Below are 20610 nucleotides of genomic sequence, written 5' to 3'. Positions count from 1 at the left end.
TGATTTATAAAGGGGGAACCACATTGCCATCAAATGAATCAATGGCTGAAGATCAAAAAGTAAGCGCTTCCACAAATTACACCGAAATTGTCCAATCACCATCATTTCAAGATCTCCTTAGAAAAAAACGTAAGTTCATCGTTCCACTTTCCATCTTTTTCATGGTCTTTTATTTCTCCTTACCCATTCTCACTTCCTATTCTACAGTCCTGAATTCAAATGCTTTCGGCGCTATCAGTTGGGCCTGGGTGCTTGCCTTCGCACAATTCATCATGACATGGACCCTATGTGTGCTTTACTCCAAAAAGGCTGCAACTTTCGACAAGCTTGTCGAACATATTTTAAAAGAAGCGAAAGGAAGGGGGTGAAGAGGGCATGAATGTACTTGCTTTTGTCTTATTTCTTCTCATAGTCGGTCTAACCTTGGTCATAACCTTCTTTGCCTCACGCCGCACCAAAACGACAGCTGACTTCTATACGGCGGATAGCAGTCTAACCGGTTGGCAAAATGGCTGGGCAATAGCCGGGGACTATATGTCCGCCGCTTCATTTCTGGGAATTGCGGGGATGGTCGCACTCTCTGGATTCGATGGTTTCTTCTATAGCATCGGTTTTCTAGTCGCTTACCTCGTCGTACTCTATATTGTAGCCGAGCCCCTTCGTAATCTTGGGAAATACACTCTTGCCGACATGATTGCTGCACGCTTCAATGAAAAGAAGGTACGCGGCGTGGCTGCTTTAAATACGATTTCCATTTCTACCTTTTATATGATTGCCCAACTTGTCGGTGCAGGCGCCCTCATAAAATTATTACTTGGAATCGATTACTTATACTCCGTTATCATTGTTGGGGTTTTAATGACCGTATACGTCGTATTTGGTGGGATGACCGCAACTAGCTGGGTGCAAATCGTCAAAGCCGTTTTATTGATGGCCGGGACATTCATCATCTCCATTATCGTACTGGCAAAATTCGACTTCAGTGTGTTGGAGATGTTCCGGCAGATGAAAACAGCCACTCCTCTCGGAGGTGATTTCCTGAACCCAGGAAACAAGTTTAAAGATCCATTGGACACTTTATCACTCAATCTGGCCCTCGTGCTAGGAACGGCTGGACTTCCGCATATACTCATTCGATTCTTTACAGTGAAAGATGCCATCACTGCGCGAAAGTCCGTGGTCTATGCTACATGGATCATTGGAATTTTCTATATCATGACCATATTCCTTGGATTCGGGGCAGCAGCCTTCGTAGGATATGACAAAATCGTTGGAGCGAATTCTGCTGGCAATATGGCTGCTCCCTTGCTTGCTGAAGCCCTAGGCGGGGATTTCCTTTTCGCCTTTGTATCAGCCGTTGCTTTTGCTACCATCTTAGCGGTTGTGGCCGGTCTTGTTCTATCTGCCGCCTCCGCCTTTGCCCATGACTTTTATGGTCATATCATTCGTAAAGGTGAAGCCACTGATAAAGAACAAGTCGTGGCCGCTCGTTGGGCATCCATCGGGGTGTCCATCCTTTCCATCATCCTTGCTCTATTTGCCCAAAATATGAATGTTGCCTTCCTTGTATCCCTTGCCTTTGCCGTTGCCGCTAGCGCCAATCTTCCCATCATTCTCTTTACGGTATTCTGGAAACGCTTCAACACAGCCGGAGCAGTCACAGGCATGCTTGTCGGCCTAATCAGCTCCCTGTTGCTCGTGTTCTTAAGCCCGAATGTCTGGTCTCCGGATGGGAATGCCATCTTTGTAGGGAATCCGCTCTTTCCTCTTGAAAATCCAGGAATCATCTCCATCCCGATTGGCTTTATCGCTGCAATCGTAGGAACCTTGTTGTCCAGTAAAAAAGCGGATGCCAAGAAATATGATGAAATATTAGTCAAGGCTAATACGGGGATGAAGGATTCAATTTAACCCAAATTGAAAAAGAGGGGATCATCTTCCCCCTCTTTTCGATTTGGTAACATTCCAGCTATTTCTATATCTTGTTTAGCCTCTTTAATTTTCTTTTATTGTATTTATTCACTAACTGATTCATAACCTCAGCAAAAATCAAACCCATGGCAATCGCTCCCGCTAGCATAAATGCTTTTGCTGCCAGTTGGACGGCCATATTGAAATCATTTTCCACAAAATGCTTCATCGCATCATAGGATAGTCCCCCAGGCACGAGTGGGATAATCCCTGACACATTAAAGATTGTAATCGGTGTTTTATACCTCTTCGCAAAATATTGGCTGATAACTGCTACGAGGAATGCCGCTGCCAATGTAGCAGCAATGCTATTTATCTCATTTTCGACCAGATAATAATAGAGAAACCAACCTACCATTCCAACCGTACCACATTGAATCAACGATTTTTTTGGCACATTGAAAATGACTCCAAATGCAGCAGAGGCAATAAAACTTGTAATTAACTGTGCAATCATTTTTCTACCTCCCCAACATCATAGGAAAACAAAGGCAACCGCAATCCCAGTACCAATGGCCAAGGCGGTCAAACCTGCATCTGCTCCTTTGGACAGCCCTGAAACTAAATGCCCTGCAATTAAATCCCTTGCTGCATTCGTAATTAATAATCCCGGCACAAGTGGCATCACGGCTCCAATAATAATCTTATCCAATTGACTACCCAAACCGAATTGCACAAATAACATAGCGGCCATGCCCACAACTAACGAAGCGATAAACTCGGCAAAAAAACGGACCTCCAATAACCAATGCAAATACAGCAGGCAAGAAAACCCTAACCCTCCGGCGATACACGACCAGATAAAATCACTCCACTGTCCTTGGAACATAATTAAAAAACAACCACTTGATATGAAGGCTGCAAAAATCTGTACCCACACGGAATACCCCATGCCTTCCTTTTCTATTTCCTTCAGACGGGAATAAGCTTGCCGTGGCGTCATTTCCCGACTTGATATGCTACGGGAAATGCTGTTCACTAACGTCACCTTGTGTAAATCAGTGGACCTTTGGGAAACCCTGATTAGCTTAGAGGCGGGGTGTTCCCCATCCAAGGAGAAGATAATTCCTGTCGGCGTTGAAAAGCTATGCGATTCATCACAACCAAAAGCGGCCGCTATCCTAACCATCGTATCTTCCACCCTGGAGGTTTCCGCGCCGTTTTGGAGCATGATTTTCCCTGCAAGCAAACAAACATCTATAATTTCATTCGTCTGAAACTGACTTTCCATCGTATCCTCTCCATTACTTCCTATATAGGAAATGCTTGCTTTATAAGTAAAAACTAACCCTTCCAAATTCATTCCATGATAGCCTAATTTTCGAAAAAAGGATATAGCTAACCCTTCCTAAATAAGCCGATTATTCTAACATATCGCTCCCTATTATTTATATTCCTCATTACGCTAATCGACGGGTACCCCCTTTTCCACCTAGTAACCTCATCAAGCCTTCTACATCCTGCAAGGGCTGGTTCTTAAAGACTGGAATCCCACTAAACTTTCAACTGCCCCAACATCCACGGTACTTGGTAACAGGCATATCCACCTCGTTGGCCAATTGAACATGTCTCTTATTTCAGTAATTTTATCGAATTCACCTTTTCTAATCCGTCATGGTCAACCAAATTGCCCCCTAGTCCTACCGATTTTTCCAAAGATTCTGATATTCATTGTTGCATAACACATGAGAGATTTCTCAAATGCAAACTGCTAACTCACCGCACTATTTTTATCTGATTATTCTTTTAACTAAACTTCCTTTAATTAATTATTGTCAAACTACGCTCTAAAGTTGATAATTGAGCGTGTAATTATTGTTAGCCACATCCTGAAAGGAAGGAATATTTCATGAAAAGCTTCTTTAAAAACTATCGATCCTCTTTAATATTGCTGACGGCAATTATTATTGGCGGTATAGCTGGTCTGATATTTGGAGAGAAGACCTCCATCATCCAGCCGCTGGGGGACTTATTTCTAAATTTAATGTTCACAATAATTGTGCCACTGGTATTTTTCAGTATCTCTTCGGCCATCGCCAATATGAATGGGATGAATCGTCTAGGGAAAATCATGGGCAGCATCGTCTTCGTTTTCTTAGCAACAGCTGCGCTGGCTGCCGTAATTGGCTTCGTTGGGACAACTATCATCAATCCATTGGAAGGCACAGATACCACTGCGATTAAAGAACTAATGGAAAATGGTGGTTCACAGGAGCCTGTTGAAGAGGTTTCATTACTTAGCCAGCTCGTTCAAACGGTTACGGTCTCCGACTTTCCCGAACTGTTCTCAAGAAGCAATATGCTACAGTTAATTGTCTTCTCTGTTTTAATTGGACTTTCCACCGCATTAGTCGGCGAAAAAGCCAAACCGATTACTGTGTTTTTATCAGCTGGTACGGCTGTGATGATGAAAGTCGTTAAAATTGTCATGTATTATGCACCGATTGGTCTAGGCGCTTACTTCGCTTCCATCATCGGTCAGCTTGGACCACAAATTTTAGAAGGTTATGCACGTACATTCGTTCTTTATCTCATTTTGACCGTGATCTATTATTTTGGGTTCTTCACTCTATATGCCTTTCTTGCTGGTGGCAAAGAGGGTATTAAATTGTTCTGGAAAAACGCATTCACGCCTTCCATTACAGCCATCGCTACCTGCTCGAGTGCGGCTTCGATTCCAGTCAACTTGGAATACGTCCGAAAAATGGGTGTACCAAAGGATATTGCCGAAACAATCATCCCACTTGGGGCCAACACACATAAAGATGGTTCTGTATTTGGTGGTGTCTTGAAGATTGTTTTCCTTTTCACCCTATTCGGCAAAGATATGACGAGTATTTCCAGCATTCTAAGCATCCTTGCCGTGGCCTTTTTAGTCGGTGCGGTCATGGGCGCCATTCCTGGAGGTGGCATGATTGGGGAAATGTTGATTCTAAGCGTGTTTGGCTTCCCTATCGAAGTCTTACCAATTATTGCTGTCATCTCTACCATTATCGATGCACCCGCTACACTTCTAAACTCAACAGGGAATACCGTGTGCGCTATGCTTGTCACACGGCTTGTCGAGGGTAAGAACTGGGTAAAACAGGCCTTTGTAAAAGAGGATCCTACTATATAAGCTTCGTATGAAATAGACTCCAAGAGATTTGGAGTCTATTTTTTTATTCCTTAATTGTCTTCTAACAAGTTTTCAGCAGAAAAGGATTTTCCCTTCCTTAAATCGAATTAAAGGAGAAAGAACGCGAGGAGGGGTAGAATATTGAATAAGTGGCTGCCTGCTGGAATTCTTATCATGGGCTTACTCTATATATTTTTCATACCTGAAGAACCGTTAGCTATAAAGATTCTATTCAAGATTATCCCCATGATATTGATCCTGTTTTATGCCTACACCAAAAATATGGATCGTATGACCCGCTATCAACAACTTGTATTACTTGGTCTATTCTTTTGCATGCTAGGTGACGGCTTATTAATCTGGTTTGTTATTGGCCTAACGGCTTTCTTGATTGGACACATCTTCTATATTGCCGCATTCTTGAACCAGTGGAATTTTTCATGGCTGCGCATGGCAAGCATTCTTCCCATTGGGGTCTATTCCACTTGGATTGGCCGGGAAATAGTTCTTTCTTTGACTGAGAAGGGGGAGAGCAGTTTGATCATTCCCGTCATTTGCTATATAACCGTGATTTCCATCATGGGCTGGACCGCATTCATGACTGGGAAGGCAGCCGCCATTATCGGTGGTTTGCTGTTTGTCATTTCAGACTCCATTTTATCCTGGAATAAATTCGTCGAAGATATTACCTTTGCCGGTCCCCTGATCATGCTTACCTACTATACAGCTCAATTCTTCATCGCTTCTAGCATTCGGCCAAAATATGCTTATCCTTCATTGATAAACAGAAAGTATGATGAACCGACTATATACGACTAATTTCATTCCTATTCGATACATAAAAAAGGTATGCACAGTCTTATTCCAGACCGTTGCATACCTACATAGGGATTTCATCCTTTGATTTTCTTGATAAATGCCACTTTTAAATAATTGCCCTCTTTGAAGTTCGAATTTGTTCTAAAATCGGTGGGGAGCGTGAACTCTTCCATCAATTCATATTTTCCATTCATTTCTCTAAATGCCGCGTCAATGAAGCTTTTGAATTTTTTCATATCAAAGGTGCTACAGTTCGTAGATGCAATAATCACTCCATTGTCCTCTGTAATGGCAATAGCATCTTTCAATAAGTTCGTATAGTCTTTACCAGCACTAAAGGTAAACTTCTTTGATTTGGCAAAACTCGGCGGATCCAGGATGACTATATCAAATTTCAGAGCTTTCTTCATCGCATACTTAAAGTAATTAAATACATCCATTACGACGATGTTCTGCGCTTCTGGATCAATTCCATTCACGTTAAATTGTTCAATCGTTTTAGGCAAACTGCGGTTAGCCAAGTCCACACTTGTCGTTTTAATGGCACCGCCTAAAGCTGCAAATACAGAGAAGGCACCGGTGTAAGAGAACATATTCAAGACAGTTTTCCCTTTTGCATACTTATCCCTGATGGTCCTTCTAACATCACGTTGATCGAGGAAAACGCCTACCATTGCTCCATCGTTCAGGTAAACCGCAAATTGAACACCATTTTCCTTGACGATAAGTGGAAATTCCGGCTGCACACCCATGACAAAGTCATCTTCCTCTACATATTGTCCCTTTGTATCAAAGCGTTTCTTCTGATAGATGGATTTGACATTGACCGTATTCTGCAAGGCTTTAATAATATAGTCTTTAAATGAATAGATTCCCTTGCTATACCAGTTGATGACATAGTTGCCCTCGTAGTGATCAATGATTATCCCACCAACTCCATCTCCCTCACCATTGAAGAAGCGGAATGCCGTCGTTTCGTTATCTTTGAAGAAAGGCTTTCGATAGTCATAAGCAGCCTGGATTTTTTGATTAAAAAACTCCTGGTCAATGTTTTCGCCCTCTTTGTGCGTCAACACCCATCCATAGCCTTTATTCTGTCTTCCATAATAGCCCTTGGCAAGAAAGCGATTGTTTTCGTCGACCAATCGCAACAAGCATCCTTCTTCCTGAAGGTCATTGAGGTTGCCAATCGCCTCCTTGGCAATCAGAGGATAGCCTTTTGCGATTTTACTTACGAATTTAGTTTTAACTTTTACATCTATTTCTTTTATCAAATATATCATCCTATCTTTGGTATTGCTTTCCTCCCCATTTTACCCTAATCCCCACATAAATAAAAACCAGCTTGGTTCCCTGACCAAGCTGGTTTCTAAAACTCTATCGATTCATGAGATTTTCAAGTGAAGGTCCCCGGCATGGGCTTTCCCCATCACTTTCAAGGCCCGGTGTAAAACGATGGTAATTAAGGCGGGCAGCACCATCCCTACTGCCACATAGATAAGAAACGTATACAACCCTTGACCCGTCAGTACGGCAATCGGAGCGATTAAGGAGCTTAGCCCCATTCCTCCAAGCTCATAAGACACTTGAAAATCAAAGACCATCGTGGCAATTGGAGCACAGACAATAGCTGCCACGAATGGCGGAATGACGTATAACGGATTCTTTATTAAGTTGGGAAATTGAACCTTTGGAGTCACGACCATCTGGGCTAGAAAACCGCCCATATCATTATCTTTATAAGACATAACAGTAAAGCCAACAAACTGAACAGTGCACCCAATTAACGCTGCCGCACTAGAAACGGGATCCAACTGGAGCGCAATTGCTAAAGCAGCGGAAGAAGCCGGTGTCATCAATAAAATGCTAAAGACTAACGCAATGACCATGGAACCAATTAAAGGAGAACCGGAAACAGCGGCGGTAATTTGACCGCTTAACCAAGTCAGTAACGGTGTCGTAACAAGCGCAAGTCCATAACCTGACACCCCTCCGACAAGGACAGCAGCCAACGGGATGGCCATGATATCCAACTTGGTTTTCCCTATCAAACGTTTACCGACATACGTGGCAATCAATGCAGCCAGAACAGCACTGATCGGCTGACCGGTGACAATCGTAAAAGCCCCCTCTGCCGTTCGGTTAATTGCAGCTCCACCGACCGCACTTGAAGCCATCGCACTAAAGATGACCAACGAATTACCCCCGAGTTGGTATGCTATTCCAGCTCCTAAAGCTGGTGCCAACAAGACCTTAGTAGCCCCGCCGATTGCAAGGAAGACTTCCCAGTCTAAATACCCTCCTATTGATTCAAACAATAAACCGATCCCTAATGTTACCAATACAGCATTAGCGATTCCCGTTGAAGCCTTATACATTCGTTCTGTGATGTATTCTTTTCTGCTCACTGGATTCCACTCCTATTTTTTAAATATTCTAATATTAAATATCAAATAAAAAACTGACTACGCTAAGCCTATATAAAAGGTAGAATATACCCCAAACTATCCATCGTAAGATAGAGGTTAGACAATTGATTTTCTCCTTCATTAATTGAGCTTGTTCGTATAGTAACACGAATATTCTGACAATGTAAACAGGATTTATATTCTAATAAAATAAAAACGCTTACAAAAAGGAATGATTTCTTCATTTAGCGCTAACCATTTCGCTTCCACTTATTATCTTCATGACTATTTGGCACAAGGTTTATGGTTAAATTATCCATATAATCAATCCCTTCACTCCTCCGATTCCTTAGTTATTTCACTATAATAGACGATTTTTTCTTTCCTAACAAAAAAGAGAACCACTTTACAGCGGATTCTCCTTTTTTAGGTTTATGTCCTTACCTTTCCTACTATTGAAAGCCTTCAAGGGTAGCAAAGGTTTCTCTAAGAAATTTATAAAATAACTTTTCCGTTGGCATTAATTCTCTTTCAGTAGGAATGATAACACCAACTGCACGTGTTACGGAAGGTTCCTCTAAAGGCAATCTCACCGTGAAGCGAGGCAGGCTATCAATCAAAGAAATTTCGGGTATCAGCGTGACGCCAAGCCCGGCTGCCACCAACCCTTTAATAGCATCGGTGTCTTTCCCTTCGAAGGCAACCTCCGGCTCAAAGCCGTTGAGCTTACACGCCTTCATGACCAGTTCCCGCAGAACATATCCCTTAGGGTAGACAATGAATGGGTTTCCCTGTAATTCATTTAACTTGATGGACTTCCTCTTTGCCAATGGATGATTTTCCGATAGAAGGGCAACTAGCTGTTCAATAAATAACGTTTCTCCATGAATTTTCTTTTCATTCGGTGGTAACGGACCTATCAAGGCCATATTGATATTTCCTTTTATTACAGAATCTATTAAGTAGCGATAGGATCCTTGTTTTAATGTGAATTTAGCTTGCGGGTATATTTCCCTGAAGTCAGAAATGACCTTTGGCAATATATAGGAAGCTAAACTACTCGGAAAACCGATCCGAATCGTTCCCTTTTCCGGATCCAAGCTTTCAGCCATCTCCCGTTTTGCCCGTTCAATCATGTCGACTGCCTTCTGCATATGTATGAGAAAGGTATTTCCTATGGGGGTCAGCTTGATTTTCCGTCCTTCACGGATAAATAACTGCACACCCAGTTCTTCTTCTAAATTATATATTTGACGACTAACCGCAGATTGGGCCACATGCAACGCCACGGCTGCTTCAGTCATATGTTCTCGTTTTGCCACTTCAATGAAGTACTCGATTTGTCTTAATTCCAATGTTGGTTCCTTCTTTCATATCAAAACAGCATGTAATTTATCTAATATTCAGATTGTTCTTTTAGAATTTAAATTATATCATGAAACTATCACATAAGAACCCATCGATAATACTACTTATAATTATTTTACTAAATAACAAAAAAAAGGGAGCTAAATGAAGATGATAACATCCCAAGAAATCCAGCAAGATGAATTGCAAGTTGCAAAAGAATACGTAAGCGACGTATATGCAAAAGTGAAAGAACGCAATCCCCACGAAAGTGAATTCCAACAAGCTGTAAAGGAAATCTTCCTTTCGTTGGTACCGGTATTTGCACAACATCCGGATTATATGAAAAACGGGATACTAGAGCGGATCGTTGAACCAGAGAGAATGATCACCTTCCGTGTCCCTTGGGTCGATGACCTAGGTAATGTACACGTGAATCGAGGTTTCCGCGTACAATTCAATAACGCAATCGGACCCTATAAAGGCGGCCTACGTTTCCATCCAACGGTAAATGCAAGCATCATCAAGTTTCTAGGATTTGAACAAATCTTTAAAAACTCTTTAACAGGTCAACCGATCGGCGGAGGTAAAGGTGGCGCCGACTTTGATCCAAAAGGAAAATCAGATGGTGAAATCATGCGTTTCTGCCAAAGCTTCATGTCAGAACTTGGATTACATATAGGACCAGACACCGACGTACCGGCTGGGGATATCGGAGTGGGAGCCAGAGAGATCGGGTATCTGTTCGGTCAGTATAAGAAAATGCAGGGAAGCTACCATGCCGGCGTTTTAACCGGTAAAGGCATTAGTTACGGAGGCAGTCTAGCACGTACAGAAGCAACCGGCTATGGAACGGTTTACTTCGTTGAAGAAATGCTAAAAGATAAAGGACTACAATTCAACGGCAGTACTGTTGTCATCTCGGGATCTGGTAATGTTTCCATCTATGCGATTGAAAAAGCAACACAATTAGGTGCCAGAGTAGTCGCTTGCAGTGATTCCAATGGATACATTTATGATAAAAACGGTCTAAACCTAGATACGATTAAGCGACTAAAAGAAGTAGAACGGAAACGCCTATGTGATTATGTTAGTGTTCATCCTGAAGCGGAATACACTGAAGGCAGTTACGGAATTTGGTCTATCCCATGCGACATCGCCCTTCCTTGTGCAACACAGAATGAAATTGATGAAGATGCAGCAAAACTGCTGATCAAAAACAATGTAAAAGCGGTCGGCGAAGGTGCTAACATGCCTTCTACCCTTGAAGCGATTGACGTATTCCTTAACAATGGTGTCCTCTTTGGTCCAGCTAAAGCTGCCAATGCAGGTGGCGTAGCTGTTTCAGCCCTTGAAATGGCACAAAATAGTGCCAGAATGCCTTGGACGTTTGAAGAAGTCGACGAAAAACTGCATGGCATCATGAAAAATATTTACAAAAATAGTATAGAAGCAGCTGAAGCATATGGTGTTCCAGGCAACTTAGTTGTCGGTGCCAACATTGCAGGATTCCTTAAAGTAGCAGACGCTATGATGACTCAGGGAATACTCTAAGAGCTAGTGAAGGAGGCGGTCCAAATGGACCGCCTCCTCTTCATTGTAACATCCCACAACAAAGGAGAGTGCCGGACAAAATACCGGCACTCTCCTTTATTACATACACTTTTATTCCTTAGTCACTAGCTTCAATGGAACAGAAATCGTACTATCCACTTTTTCGCCTTTCAGGACTTTTTCAGCCGCATGAACTGCTTCTTCACCGATAAGGACCGGTTGTTGAGCAACGGTTGCTTGTAATTCACCGTTTTCAACCGCTTTTAGAGCATCCTCGTTTCCATCAAAACCAACGACAATGACGTCTTTTCCGGCCGCTTTGATTGCCTCTACTGCTCCTAATGCCATTTCATCATTATGAGCAAAGACCGCTTGGATGTCTTTTTTCCCTTGCAGGATGTTTTCCATAACGTTAAGCCCTTTTGTACGGTCAAATTCAGCCGTTTGGCTTGTCAGAACATCTAATTGCTCATCTGCGATGTTATGGAACCCTTTCCCCCGCTCACGCGTTGCAGATGCTCCAGAAACCCCTTCTAATTCCACAACTTTTGCCTGTTCTCCAAGTTGTTTAACAAGATATTCAGCCGCTGTCTCTCCGCCGGCTACATTATCTGAAGCAATGAACGTTTCAATGTCGCCTTCCTCGGAAGAACGGTCAATTGTTATGACGGGAATGCCCGCTTCATTAGCCGATTGAACCGCTGATGAAATCGCAGCCGAATCCGTAGGGTTGACGAGTAGTATATCGACGTTTTGAAGAATCAAATCTTCAATCCCGCTTATTTGTTTCGCTGTATCATCTTGTGCATCGACCACTGACACTTTCATGCCTTTTGCCTTCGCTTCTTTTTCAATCCCATCTTTCAACGCAACGAAGAAAGGATTATTTAATGTAGATATGCTGACTCCAACCTTCACGTCTTTCATGGACTCTTTTACTTCTTTTTTATTATCATTGAATCCCGATTCCATTGAACATGCTGCTAATACCACTAAAGACAGAACCATGAATAACGAAAGAACCTTTTTCATTTTGATACACCTCTACTTATGATTTTTTACGATCAAGTAAAACAGCAACCAATATAACTGCGCCCTTTACGACTTGCTGGTAGAAAGAGGACACACCAAGTAAATTCATTCCGTTGTTCAATGTACCGATAATCAAGACACCGACTAGCGTACCGAACATCCGGCCCTTTCCTCCTGATAGGCTTGTCCCGCCTAATACAACGGCAGCAATGGCATCCATTTCGTAGGATTGACCGGCAGTCGGCTGTGCTGAATTCAAACGAGATGTTAGAATGGCACCGGCAAGCGCTGCCATTGTGCCTGCAAGCCCATAAATAGCTACCTTGACCCGGTCCACTTTAATTCCAGAGATACGTGAAGCCTTCTCATTTCCACCTATTGCATACGTCTTACGTCCAAATGATGTTTTATGGAGCAAGAACCAGAGAATGATGAAAGCGATGATCATCACAACCGCTGGAACAGGAATTCCAAAGAAATATCCCCTACCAAACAATTGGAACATCAAAGAGTCACCAATACCCGTAATCGGCTTACCATCTGTATACACAAGCGTTAATCCACGGAAAATGGTCATCGTTGCCAATGTGACAATGAAAGGCGCCATTTTTCCTTTCGAGATAAGAATCCCATTAATCACACCCATTATGGTACCTAATAAAACGCCTACTAATATAGCTAAAATAGGGTCCAATCCTGAAACCATCATGCCAGCCATAAGTGCACTGGATAGTGCTAGAATGGAGCCGACCGACAGATCAATTCCGCCAGTCAAAATAATGAAGGTCATCCCAAACGCAATCAATGCATTAATGGAGGTTTGACGCAATAGATTCAAGATGTTACTCGGTTCCATGAATGATGGGTTTAAAACGGTTATTACGATAAATAAAAGAATCAAAGCAAGTAATGGACCAAATTTCTGCCAGATTCCAGTTTTCCCTGCAGCCTCAAGTTTCATCCTAGTTTCCTCCTGTTGCCAATGCCATAATTTTTTCTTGTGTTGCTTCCTTCTTCATCAATTCCCCGGCAATTTTACCTTCGTGTACAACAAGAACTCTGTCACTCATTCCCACAATTTCAGGAAGTTCTGACGAAACCATAATGATGGCGATGCCTCGTTCTGTTAATTCATTCATCAATTCATATATTTCACGTTTCGCTCCGACATCGATTCCCCTTGTCGGCTCATCCATGATCAACACTTTAGGAGAAGTTCCAATCCATTTGGCAATGACCACTTTTTGTTGATTTCCTCCAGATAAGTTGCCAATAATCGCTTCTGTAGACGATGTTTTCACGTGAAGACGCTTGACCATCATCTCCGCAAATTTTTTCTCATCAGCTGTCTTTACAATTCCGTTAGGGGCAAAGCTCTTTAGGTTTGGAAGGCCGATATTTTCGCGGATAGAAAAGTCCAGGATCAACCCTTCTTCTTTACGATTTTCCGTGATGAAGGCTAAACCATGCCGTACTGCATCTGTAGGTTTACGTATGGCTACCTTTTTACCCTCTATCTTTAACTCTCCACTACCTATTTGATCAATTCCGAAAATGGCACGCATGATTTCCGTTCTTCCTGCTCCCATTAACCCGGCTACACCCACAATTTCACCTTGACGGACAGCAAAATGAATATCTTCAAAGAGTCCTTTTTTAGTGAGTGCATTCACTTCAAGTACCACTTCTCCAGGGGATGCCTCACGATGAGGGAAACGGTCCTCTAGCTCACGACCGACCATCTTCTGGACCACTTCATCAAAATTGGTATCTATGATTCTTTTGGTATCCACTGTTTTACCGTCACGCATGACTGTGATCCGGTCACAAATGGCAAAAATCTCTTCCATCCGATGAGAAATATAAACAAGTGATACTCCTTTTTTTATTAGGCCTTTCATCACTTCAAACAACTTCTCAATTTCCCGATCGGTCAAGGCGGCGGTTGGTTCATCCATGATGATGACCTCAGCATCCGTCATCAGCGCTTTAGCAATCTCTATCATCTGCTGTTCGCCAACTGAGCAAAGACCGGCTTCTTTATCAAAAGGAAGCGAAATATTAAGCGTCTTAAAAATCTCATTGGCTTTAGCCTTCATTTGTTTGTTTTTCAACACACCGAAAGCATTGACCATTTCCTTACCGATGAATAGGTTTTCTAATACCGTCATTTCTGGCCAGATATTCAACTCTTGTCGGATAAAGGCCAATCCTGCTTTTTCCGCTTCCTTCGAGTCCTTGAAGGAAACCTCTTTGCCATTGATCATGATTGTTCCCTGGTCATGTTTATGAAGTCCGGTCAAAATATTCATCAAGGTTGACTTTCCGGCTCCGTTTTCCCCCATAAGTGCGTGGACTTCCCCTGCCTCTAAAGAAAACTGTACGCCCTCTAATACCTTGTTCTGGCCAAATGCCTTATAGATATTACTCATTTCAATTTGCATACTTTTCACCTCATTTCGTTAAAAGAATACGCCAGACTGCAAAATGCAATTGGAATACGGCGTCGTTTCTCCTGTACGGATGACTGCCTTTGCTTTACGCGTCAATACTTTGAATTCCTCGTGGGAAATATAATCAATCGATTCTCCGAATTCTTGTTTCATGAAAAGATGCTGTTCTGGATTTTTTTCTATGATTTCATTAGCCGCAATTACCTTTTCAATAACCATATCGTCGTGAACGGCACGAACGACATCTTGAAAAGAAGGTGTTCCCGGTGTTAATGCTACATCTATTTTGAGCACTCCCTCAGGAACTGGCAGGCCTGCATCTCCAATGACGATATAATCTGTATGTCCAAGATCGACTAGTACCTTGGCGATTGAACTATTGATGATTCCATGACGCTTCATGAATTAAAGCTCCCTTCGACTTCTTCCCTTGTCGGCATACCGCCCTGTGCGCCAAACTTCGTTACTGAAATAGAGGCTGCTCGGTTAGCAAAGAGCAAACACTCTTCGAAACCTTTCCCTTCTGCAACAGCCACAGCAAAGGCGGCATTAAACGTATCCCCGGCCCCTGTTGTATCGACTGCCTCGACCACGAAACTTGGAACCACTCTCTCTTGTTCCCCATCGAAATAGCGTACTCCGTCTTTCCCTTCTGTGATAAACAATTTATTAGGATATTCGGCCAAAACTTCACTCCGATCCCTTCCCTTGAAAAGAATGTCGAATTCGTGCTCATTCGGGGTGATAAAGGATGAGCGCTGAATAACAAGCTCACTAATCTCACGTGCAGGTGCAGGGTTCAACAGTAATTTTTTCTGGAGCTTTTCACATAATTCAGCAAGAAACTCCACAGTTTCCTCCGGTATTTCTTGTTGAACCAGGACGATATCGCTCCCTTCTATAATTTTCATTGCCTTTTTGACATAATCGGGGGTGATGGAATCATTAGCACCTTTAACAACTATAATGCTATTATCTCCCTCTGAAAGCGTTATATGGGCAGTTCCGGAAGCTTCACCTGCAACCGGTTCCACAAAATTGGTAAAAACGCCGTTATTTTTTAAATTTTCGAGGATAATTTCTCCGTAAAAATCATCTCCTACACAACCGACCATCGTTACTTCAGCACCCAAACGGGCTGCTGCAACGGCTTGATTGGCTCCTTTTCCACCTGGAACTGTTACAAAAGAATCCCCAAGGACCGTTTCGCCTGCGATTGGACGCTTAGGCGATGTAACGACTAAGTCCATCGAGGAACTTCCGACTACTGCTATTTTTATCATGACTCCGCCTTCTTTCTCGTAGTTAGTCTTTCAACAAATGTAACTGGAAGCTTTCTATGTGTCTCTTCTATTACTTCCTGATTGATTCTTTTAATCAATAACTCTGCTGCCTGTTTTCCCATCTCATAAGCTGGCTGCCGAATAGTCGACAGAGGCGGGTGTAATAATGCTGTGAAGGCAATATCATCGTACCCAATCAATTGGATGTCATCAGGGATGCGTTTTTCTCTTTTTAAGATCTCCTGTAAAATCGCTGCTGCCACTATATCATTACAAGCAATGACTCCATCTACATGTGGATATTTTTCAAATAATTCTTGCGCACAGACCTGACCACCTTGAATGGTAAGCGGCGAGTCCACAACATGGAACTTCACCTTTGCAAGCCTTAACTCTTCCATTGCCGCTACATACCGGTCATACACAGGTTTTATTTCAACAGGACCCCTGATTAAAACGATGTCCTTACTTCCTCTATCTATCAATATTCGGGCCGCCAGTTGGCCACCCGCCCTTTGGTCGGAATAAACCGCGGGCAGTCCCTCTACCGTCCGGTCCAGCAAGACGACGGGGATTTCCAGGTTGCTAAAACTTTCATTTCCTATCTCACTTGTAGAAGCAATCATTCCCACTACATTGTTTTGCAAAAAAGTATCTATATATTCCATTTCCTTACTTCTCTTCTCATCACTATTGCCAAAGATTAACCGATACCCATATTGTTGGAGATAATCTTCTACTCCCCTTGCCATCTCAGGAAAGAAGGGGTTCGTAATGTCAGGTAAAATAAGGCCTACCAATTTAGATTTACGTTTATAGAGGGATCTAGCCACCTCATTCGGCTTATAATTCAATTTTTCCACAGCTAACATGACGGCTTTTCTTGTATCTTCATGTGCGTACCCGCTGTCATTTATCACTCTAGAAACCGTCGCTACGGAAAATCCCGCTTCCTTCGCAACATCCCGAATAGTCGCCAATACATTCACCTCAATGTGTTATCTGTAACCGTTTCCACATTAGCTTATCATCATTTTATATGAACGGCAAGTCCTATTATCTTAGCAATTAGTAGGTATAAATAACTAAAAAGTGTAACACAATCTACCATCCTTTAAAATTTACACTGAGTAAAATGTGATTACCTTTCTAAATCCTGTCCTAGGATGCATATCGATGATCTTTTTCTTTCGCTGTTTTCAACAAACTCGTCGGTTTCTCACTCGATTGGGTGGGATATATGAATCATTTATGAACTGTGCGGTGCCGCTCCTAACATGGGAAATGATGAAAATGGTATGGCCATGCAGCCTCGTGGTATGAATCGAGATTTTGATTCACGTGGTGGAATTAACAGTAGCTATTCCAAGGAAACCATCATTCTATCATCTGCCCTCCTTTTATTACTATTCGGTGCGATAGCCTTTGCTCACTCCTTTAGACGCAGAGGAAGAAAGGGATAATCGTTTATAACTTCATCACAATCAGGTATCCCGAGTTTGGGATGCCTTTTTCCAAGTTGCAAACATACGACAATAGGGAGAAGCCCAATCTCTATAACTTCGCCTTATTTTTTTTCAAGCCGAAACACTATATCCATTTTTATTACAAGGTAGTAAAATAATAGGAGGGAGAATTTTATTTTCATCTAAACATTTTCAGTTGTTTATTATTTTTCTATAAAGGGTAAAGATTTCCATTATCACTTTTCCGATCGTTCTATATGTATCTTGTCAAACGTGTCGGTGTCAGGGGGGAAAGAATGAAAAGAAATCATACGATGATGCAATTTTTCGAGTGGCATTTAGAAGCGGATGGAAAGCACTGGGAAAGATTGAAATACGCGGCCCTGAAATTGAAGGATACAGGAATTGACTGTATATGGCTTCCACCTGTTACAAAGGGCCAATCCCTAGAAGATAACGGGTATGGTATATATGACGGGTACGATTTGGGTGAATTCGACCAAAAAGGCACCGTGCGTACTAAATACGGGACAAAGGAAGAATTGCATCAGGCGATTGCCGCCTGTCATAACTACGGGCTATGCGTATATATCGACCTGGTCATGAACCATAAAGCTGGGGCTGATGGCACTGAAAAGTTCGAAGTCATCGAAGTCAATCCAGAGAACAGGATGGAAGACATATCGGAACCATTTGAAATAGAGGGATGGACAACATTCGATTTTCCCGGACGTAATAATCAGTACTCCTCTTTTAAATGGGACCATACTCATTTTAATGGAACAGACTATGACGCCAAACATGACAAAATGGGCGTTTACCGAATAACAGGCGAAAATAAGCATTGGAGTAAGCATGTCATTAATGAATTTGGGAACTACGATTACCTGATGTTTGCCAACATTGACTACAGTCTTCCAGAAATTCGGCAGGAGATGATCACCTGGGGAAAATGGATGGTCGACACATTGAAATGCGATGGTTTTCGTTTAGATGCTGTAAAGCACATTGATTATGAATTCATCAATGAATTTTTACAAGAACTCATCCCTTACACAAAGGAACATTTCTTTATGGTGGGTGAATTCTGGAAGGCAGACGTAAATGCCTGTCAAACTTTTTTAGACCAAACGAATCATGACCTCAACCTATTCGATGTTTCCTTGCATTATAAATTTCACGAAGCCTCAAAAGCAGGATCTGACTTCGATCTCTCAACCATCTTTGATCATACCCTCGTTCAAACTAATCCGGCACAGGCCGTCACTTTTGTCGATAATCATGACTCTCAGCCCCATGAATCACTTGAATCATGGGTTAAGGATTGGTTCAAACCCTCGGCATATGCCCTAATCCTGCTTAGACTTTGTGGTTACCCTTGTGTCTTTTATGGAGATTACTATGGAATTGGCGGTCCTTCCCCGGTTCCAGGTAAAAAAGACATTATCGACCGGCTCCTGCATGCAAGGTATGAAAAAGCCTATGGTGAGCAAAAGGATTATTTCGATGATCCCCATACAATCGGTTGGGTTCGCCTAGGCGTAGAAGAGCTAGAAGGCTCGGGATGTGCCGTCGTCGTCTCCAACAGCGATCAAAACAGTGAGAAAAGGATGTTTGTTGGCGAGCACCGCGCCGGTGAAATCTGGACCGACCTAACCTTCCATAGAGATGATCACATTACGATAGAGGAAGATGGGTATGCAACGTTTCCCGTTCATGGAAAAAGCGTATCCGTTTGGGCACTCAATCAATAAGTGATTTGCCTCCTACAGCAAAAACAGTAAGGTTCATCATGATCCTACTGTTTTTGCTGTTGTTTCTCATGGACAAAGAAACCCCCATTACACCATTTCAAGCATGCACGAAGATTTCTCCATCCACAGCAACCATGGTAAGATAAAGGAAAAGGAGTTGGATGAATCATGAAAGATAAAATCATTGAGAGGTTTACATCTTATGTGAAGGTGGATACACAATCAAACGAGGATGTTTCCAGTTGTCCTTCCACAGATGGGCAACTGCATTTAGCCCAACAGTTGGTGGAGGAGTTACAAGCTATCGGAATGTCCGATGTCACCATTGATGAAAATGGTTATGTCATGGCAACTTTGCCTGCCAATTCAGAAAAGCAGGTTCCGACAATCGGCTTCCTGGCCCATGTGGATACGGCAACGGATTTCACAGGGAAAGATGTGAAACCTCAGATCATTGAAGCCTATGATGGTAGTGACCTCCTATTACATAGAACATTGAATGTCATTCTATCACCTGATGACTTTCCCTCCCTTCATGACTACAAAGGACACACATTAATCACGACGGATGGAACAACCCTTCTTGGGGCGGATAATAAAGCAGGCATCGCTGAGATCATGACGGCTATGGACTATTTACTTCAACATCCAGAAATCAAGCATGGAAAAATCCGCGTGGCCTTCACTCCCGATGAGGAAATTGGAAGAGGTCCCCATAAATTTGACGTGGAAGCCTTCAATGCCCAATTTGCTTACACAGTGGACGGTGGCCCGCTTGGTGAACTCGAATATGAAAGCTTTAATGCTGCGTCTGCCAAGATTACCATAAAGGGCACGAACATCCACCCGGGCACAGCCAAGGGAAAAATGGTCAACTCCGCTAAAATAGCCATGGAGCTACATAGCAAACTGCCTGTTAACGAAGCACCGGAATACACAGAAGGATATGAAGGCTTTTATCATCTTAGCTCATTCCATGGAGACGTAGAAGAAACTAAACTATCCTATATCATCCGGGATTTCGATAAGCAAAAATTTAATGATCGTAAAAACTTCATCAAGCAAATTGTCGCCGAGTTAAGTGATAAGTATGGACATGAACAAGTCAAACTGGAATTGACTGACCAATACTACAATATGAAAGAAAAAATAGAACCGGTCAAAGAAATCGTCGATATCGCATACGAAGCCATGGAAAGGCTCGGGATTGAACCAAAAATCTCTCCAATCCGTGGAGGGACAGATGGGTCTCAGCTCTCTTATATGGGACTGCCTACCCCTAATATCTTTACAGGCGGCGAAAACTTCCATGGAAAATATGAATTCATCTCCGTCGATAATATGGTGAAAGCAACAAATGTCATTATTGGAATTGCTTCAATCTTTGAGGAAAAGGCGGTTTAAT

19 protein-coding genes are annotated in these 20610 nt (G+C 42.5%); 8 read left to right on the top strand and 11 right to left on the bottom strand.

Annotated elements, in window-relative coordinates; all coding sequences use genetic code 11:
* Positions 1–41: 41 nt before the first annotated feature.
* Together ACIQXU_RS17085 and ACIQXU_RS17080 are read left to right on the top strand one after the other, a co-directional pair.
* Entirely contained in the window at positions 42–368 is a 327-nt protein-coding gene (locus ACIQXU_RS17085; protein ID WP_402991185.1) for a DUF485 domain-containing protein, read from the top strand.
* Positions 369–375: 7 nt separating this feature from the next.
* Positions 376–1911: a solute symporter family protein gene (locus tag ACIQXU_RS17080; RefSeq protein WP_402870058.1), complete on the top strand. Its 1536-nt coding sequence runs from the start codon at positions 376–378 to the stop codon at positions 1909–1911.
* A gap of 64 nt (positions 1912–1975) precedes the next feature.
* Here ACIQXU_RS17080 and ACIQXU_RS17075 read toward each other — a convergent pair whose 3' ends face one another.
* Positions 1976–2428, bottom strand: coding sequence for a threonine/serine exporter family protein (locus tag ACIQXU_RS17075; protein ID WP_402870056.1), 453 nt, complete (start codon positions 2426–2428; stop codon positions 1976–1978).
* 18 nt (positions 2429–2446) lie between these two features.
* Positions 2447–3202, bottom strand: coding sequence for a threonine/serine exporter family protein (locus ACIQXU_RS17070; protein ID WP_402991159.1), 756 nt, complete (start codon positions 3200–3202; stop codon positions 2447–2449).
* Positions 3203–3820: 618 nt separating this feature from the next.
* Here ACIQXU_RS17070 and ACIQXU_RS17065 point away from each other — a divergent pair.
* Positions 3821–5089 (top strand): dicarboxylate/amino acid:cation symporter, encoded by a 1269-nt coding sequence (locus tag ACIQXU_RS17065; RefSeq protein ID WP_402870052.1) that lies wholly within the window; start codon positions 3821–3823, stop codon positions 5087–5089.
* Positions 5090–5230: 141 nt separating this feature from the next.
* Positions 5231–5908 (top strand): lysoplasmalogenase, encoded by a 678-nt coding sequence (locus ACIQXU_RS17060; protein ID WP_402870050.1) that lies wholly within the window; start codon positions 5231–5233, stop codon positions 5906–5908.
* A gap of 74 nt (positions 5909–5982) precedes the next feature.
* Here the strand turns inward: ACIQXU_RS17060 and ACIQXU_RS17055 are convergent, their stop codons facing one another.
* From ACIQXU_RS17055 to gltC, 3 genes are all read right to left on the bottom strand, one after another.
* Positions 5983–7191, bottom strand: coding sequence for a class I SAM-dependent rRNA methyltransferase (locus ACIQXU_RS17055; RefSeq protein WP_402991156.1), 1209 nt, complete (start codon positions 7189–7191; stop codon positions 5983–5985).
* Between the two features lie 102 nt (positions 7192–7293).
* The gene (locus ACIQXU_RS17050; protein WP_402871292.1) at positions 7294–8286 is read right to left on the bottom strand and encodes a PTS sugar transporter subunit IIC; all 993 of its coding nucleotides are present in this window, start codon (positions 8284–8286) and stop codon (positions 7294–7296) included.
* 482 nt (positions 8287–8768) lie between these two features.
* Positions 8769–9671, bottom strand: coding sequence for a glutamate biosynthesis transcriptional regulator GltC (gltC, locus tag ACIQXU_RS17045; protein WP_402870044.1), 903 nt, complete (start codon positions 9669–9671; stop codon positions 8769–8771).
* Between the two features lie 163 nt (positions 9672–9834).
* On the opposite strand from gltC, the gene gdhA reads away from it, so the two are divergent.
* Positions 9835–11217: an NADP-specific glutamate dehydrogenase gene (gdhA, locus tag ACIQXU_RS17040; protein WP_402870042.1), complete on the top strand. Its 1383-nt coding sequence runs from the start codon at positions 9835–9837 to the stop codon at positions 11215–11217.
* A 111-nt stretch (positions 11218–11328) separates the two neighbouring features.
* Here gdhA and rbsB read toward each other — a convergent pair whose 3' ends face one another.
* Genes rbsB through ACIQXU_RS17010 form a run of 6 tightly spaced genes read right to left on the bottom strand, consistent with a single transcriptional unit; the run spans position 11329 to position 16965 of the window.
* Positions 11329–12249 carry a ribose ABC transporter substrate-binding protein RbsB gene (rbsB, locus tag ACIQXU_RS17035; protein ID WP_402870039.1) on the bottom strand — a complete coding sequence of 307 codons (921 nt, stop codon included), beginning with the start codon at positions 12247–12249 and terminating at the stop codon, positions 11329–11331.
* A gap of 16 nt (positions 12250–12265) precedes the next feature.
* The gene (locus tag ACIQXU_RS17030; RefSeq protein ID WP_402870036.1) at positions 12266–13210 is read right to left on the bottom strand and encodes an ABC transporter permease; all 945 of its coding nucleotides are present in this window, start codon (positions 13208–13210) and stop codon (positions 12266–12268) included.
* 1 nt (position 13211) lies between these two features.
* Positions 13212–14693, bottom strand: a complete 1482-nt coding sequence (locus ACIQXU_RS17025; protein ID WP_402955036.1) for a sugar ABC transporter ATP-binding protein — start codon at positions 14691–14693, stop codon at positions 13212–13214.
* A gap of 18 nt (positions 14694–14711) precedes the next feature.
* Complete coding sequence (gene rbsD, locus ACIQXU_RS17020) at positions 14712–15104, bottom strand: D-ribose pyranase (protein ID WP_402870030.1); 393 nt, start codon at positions 15102–15104, stop codon at positions 14712–14714.
* The gene (gene rbsK, locus ACIQXU_RS17015; protein ID WP_402870027.1) at positions 15101–15985 is read right to left on the bottom strand and encodes a ribokinase; all 885 of its coding nucleotides are present in this window, start codon (positions 15983–15985) and stop codon (positions 15101–15103) included. The genes rbsD and rbsK overlap by 4 nt, the downstream gene beginning before the upstream one ends.
* Positions 15982–16965: a LacI family DNA-binding transcriptional regulator gene (locus tag ACIQXU_RS17010; RefSeq protein WP_402991154.1), complete on the bottom strand. Its 984-nt coding sequence runs from the start codon at positions 16963–16965 to the stop codon at positions 15982–15984. The genes rbsK and ACIQXU_RS17010 overlap by 4 nt, the downstream gene beginning before the upstream one ends.
* Positions 16966–17262: 297 nt before the next feature.
* On the opposite strand from ACIQXU_RS17010, the gene ACIQXU_RS17005 reads away from it, so the two are divergent.
* The 3 genes from ACIQXU_RS17005 to pepT all read left to right on the top strand — a co-directional run bounded on the left by ACIQXU_RS17005 (position 17263) and on the right by pepT (position 20609).
* On the top strand, positions 17263–17448 hold the full coding sequence (locus tag ACIQXU_RS17005; RefSeq protein WP_402991151.1) for a hypothetical protein: 186 nt from the start codon (positions 17263–17265) through the stop codon (positions 17446–17448).
* 299 nt (positions 17449–17747) lie between these two features.
* Positions 17748–19205: an alpha-amylase gene (locus tag ACIQXU_RS17000; protein ID WP_402991148.1), complete on the top strand. Its 1458-nt coding sequence runs from the start codon at positions 17748–17750 to the stop codon at positions 19203–19205.
* A 168-nt stretch (positions 19206–19373) separates the two neighbouring features.
* Complete coding sequence (pepT, locus tag ACIQXU_RS16995) at positions 19374–20609, top strand: peptidase T (protein WP_402991146.1); 1236 nt, start codon at positions 19374–19376, stop codon at positions 20607–20609.
* The last annotated feature ends 1 nt before the right edge of the window (position 20610 follow it).

Origin of the sequence: Peribacillus sp. NPDC097284 (assembly GCF_044761765.1) — a bacterium.
GTDB lineage: Bacteria > Bacillota > Bacilli > Bacillales > DSM-1321 > Peribacillus.
This window is presented reverse-complemented; position numbering and strand designations above follow the sequence as displayed.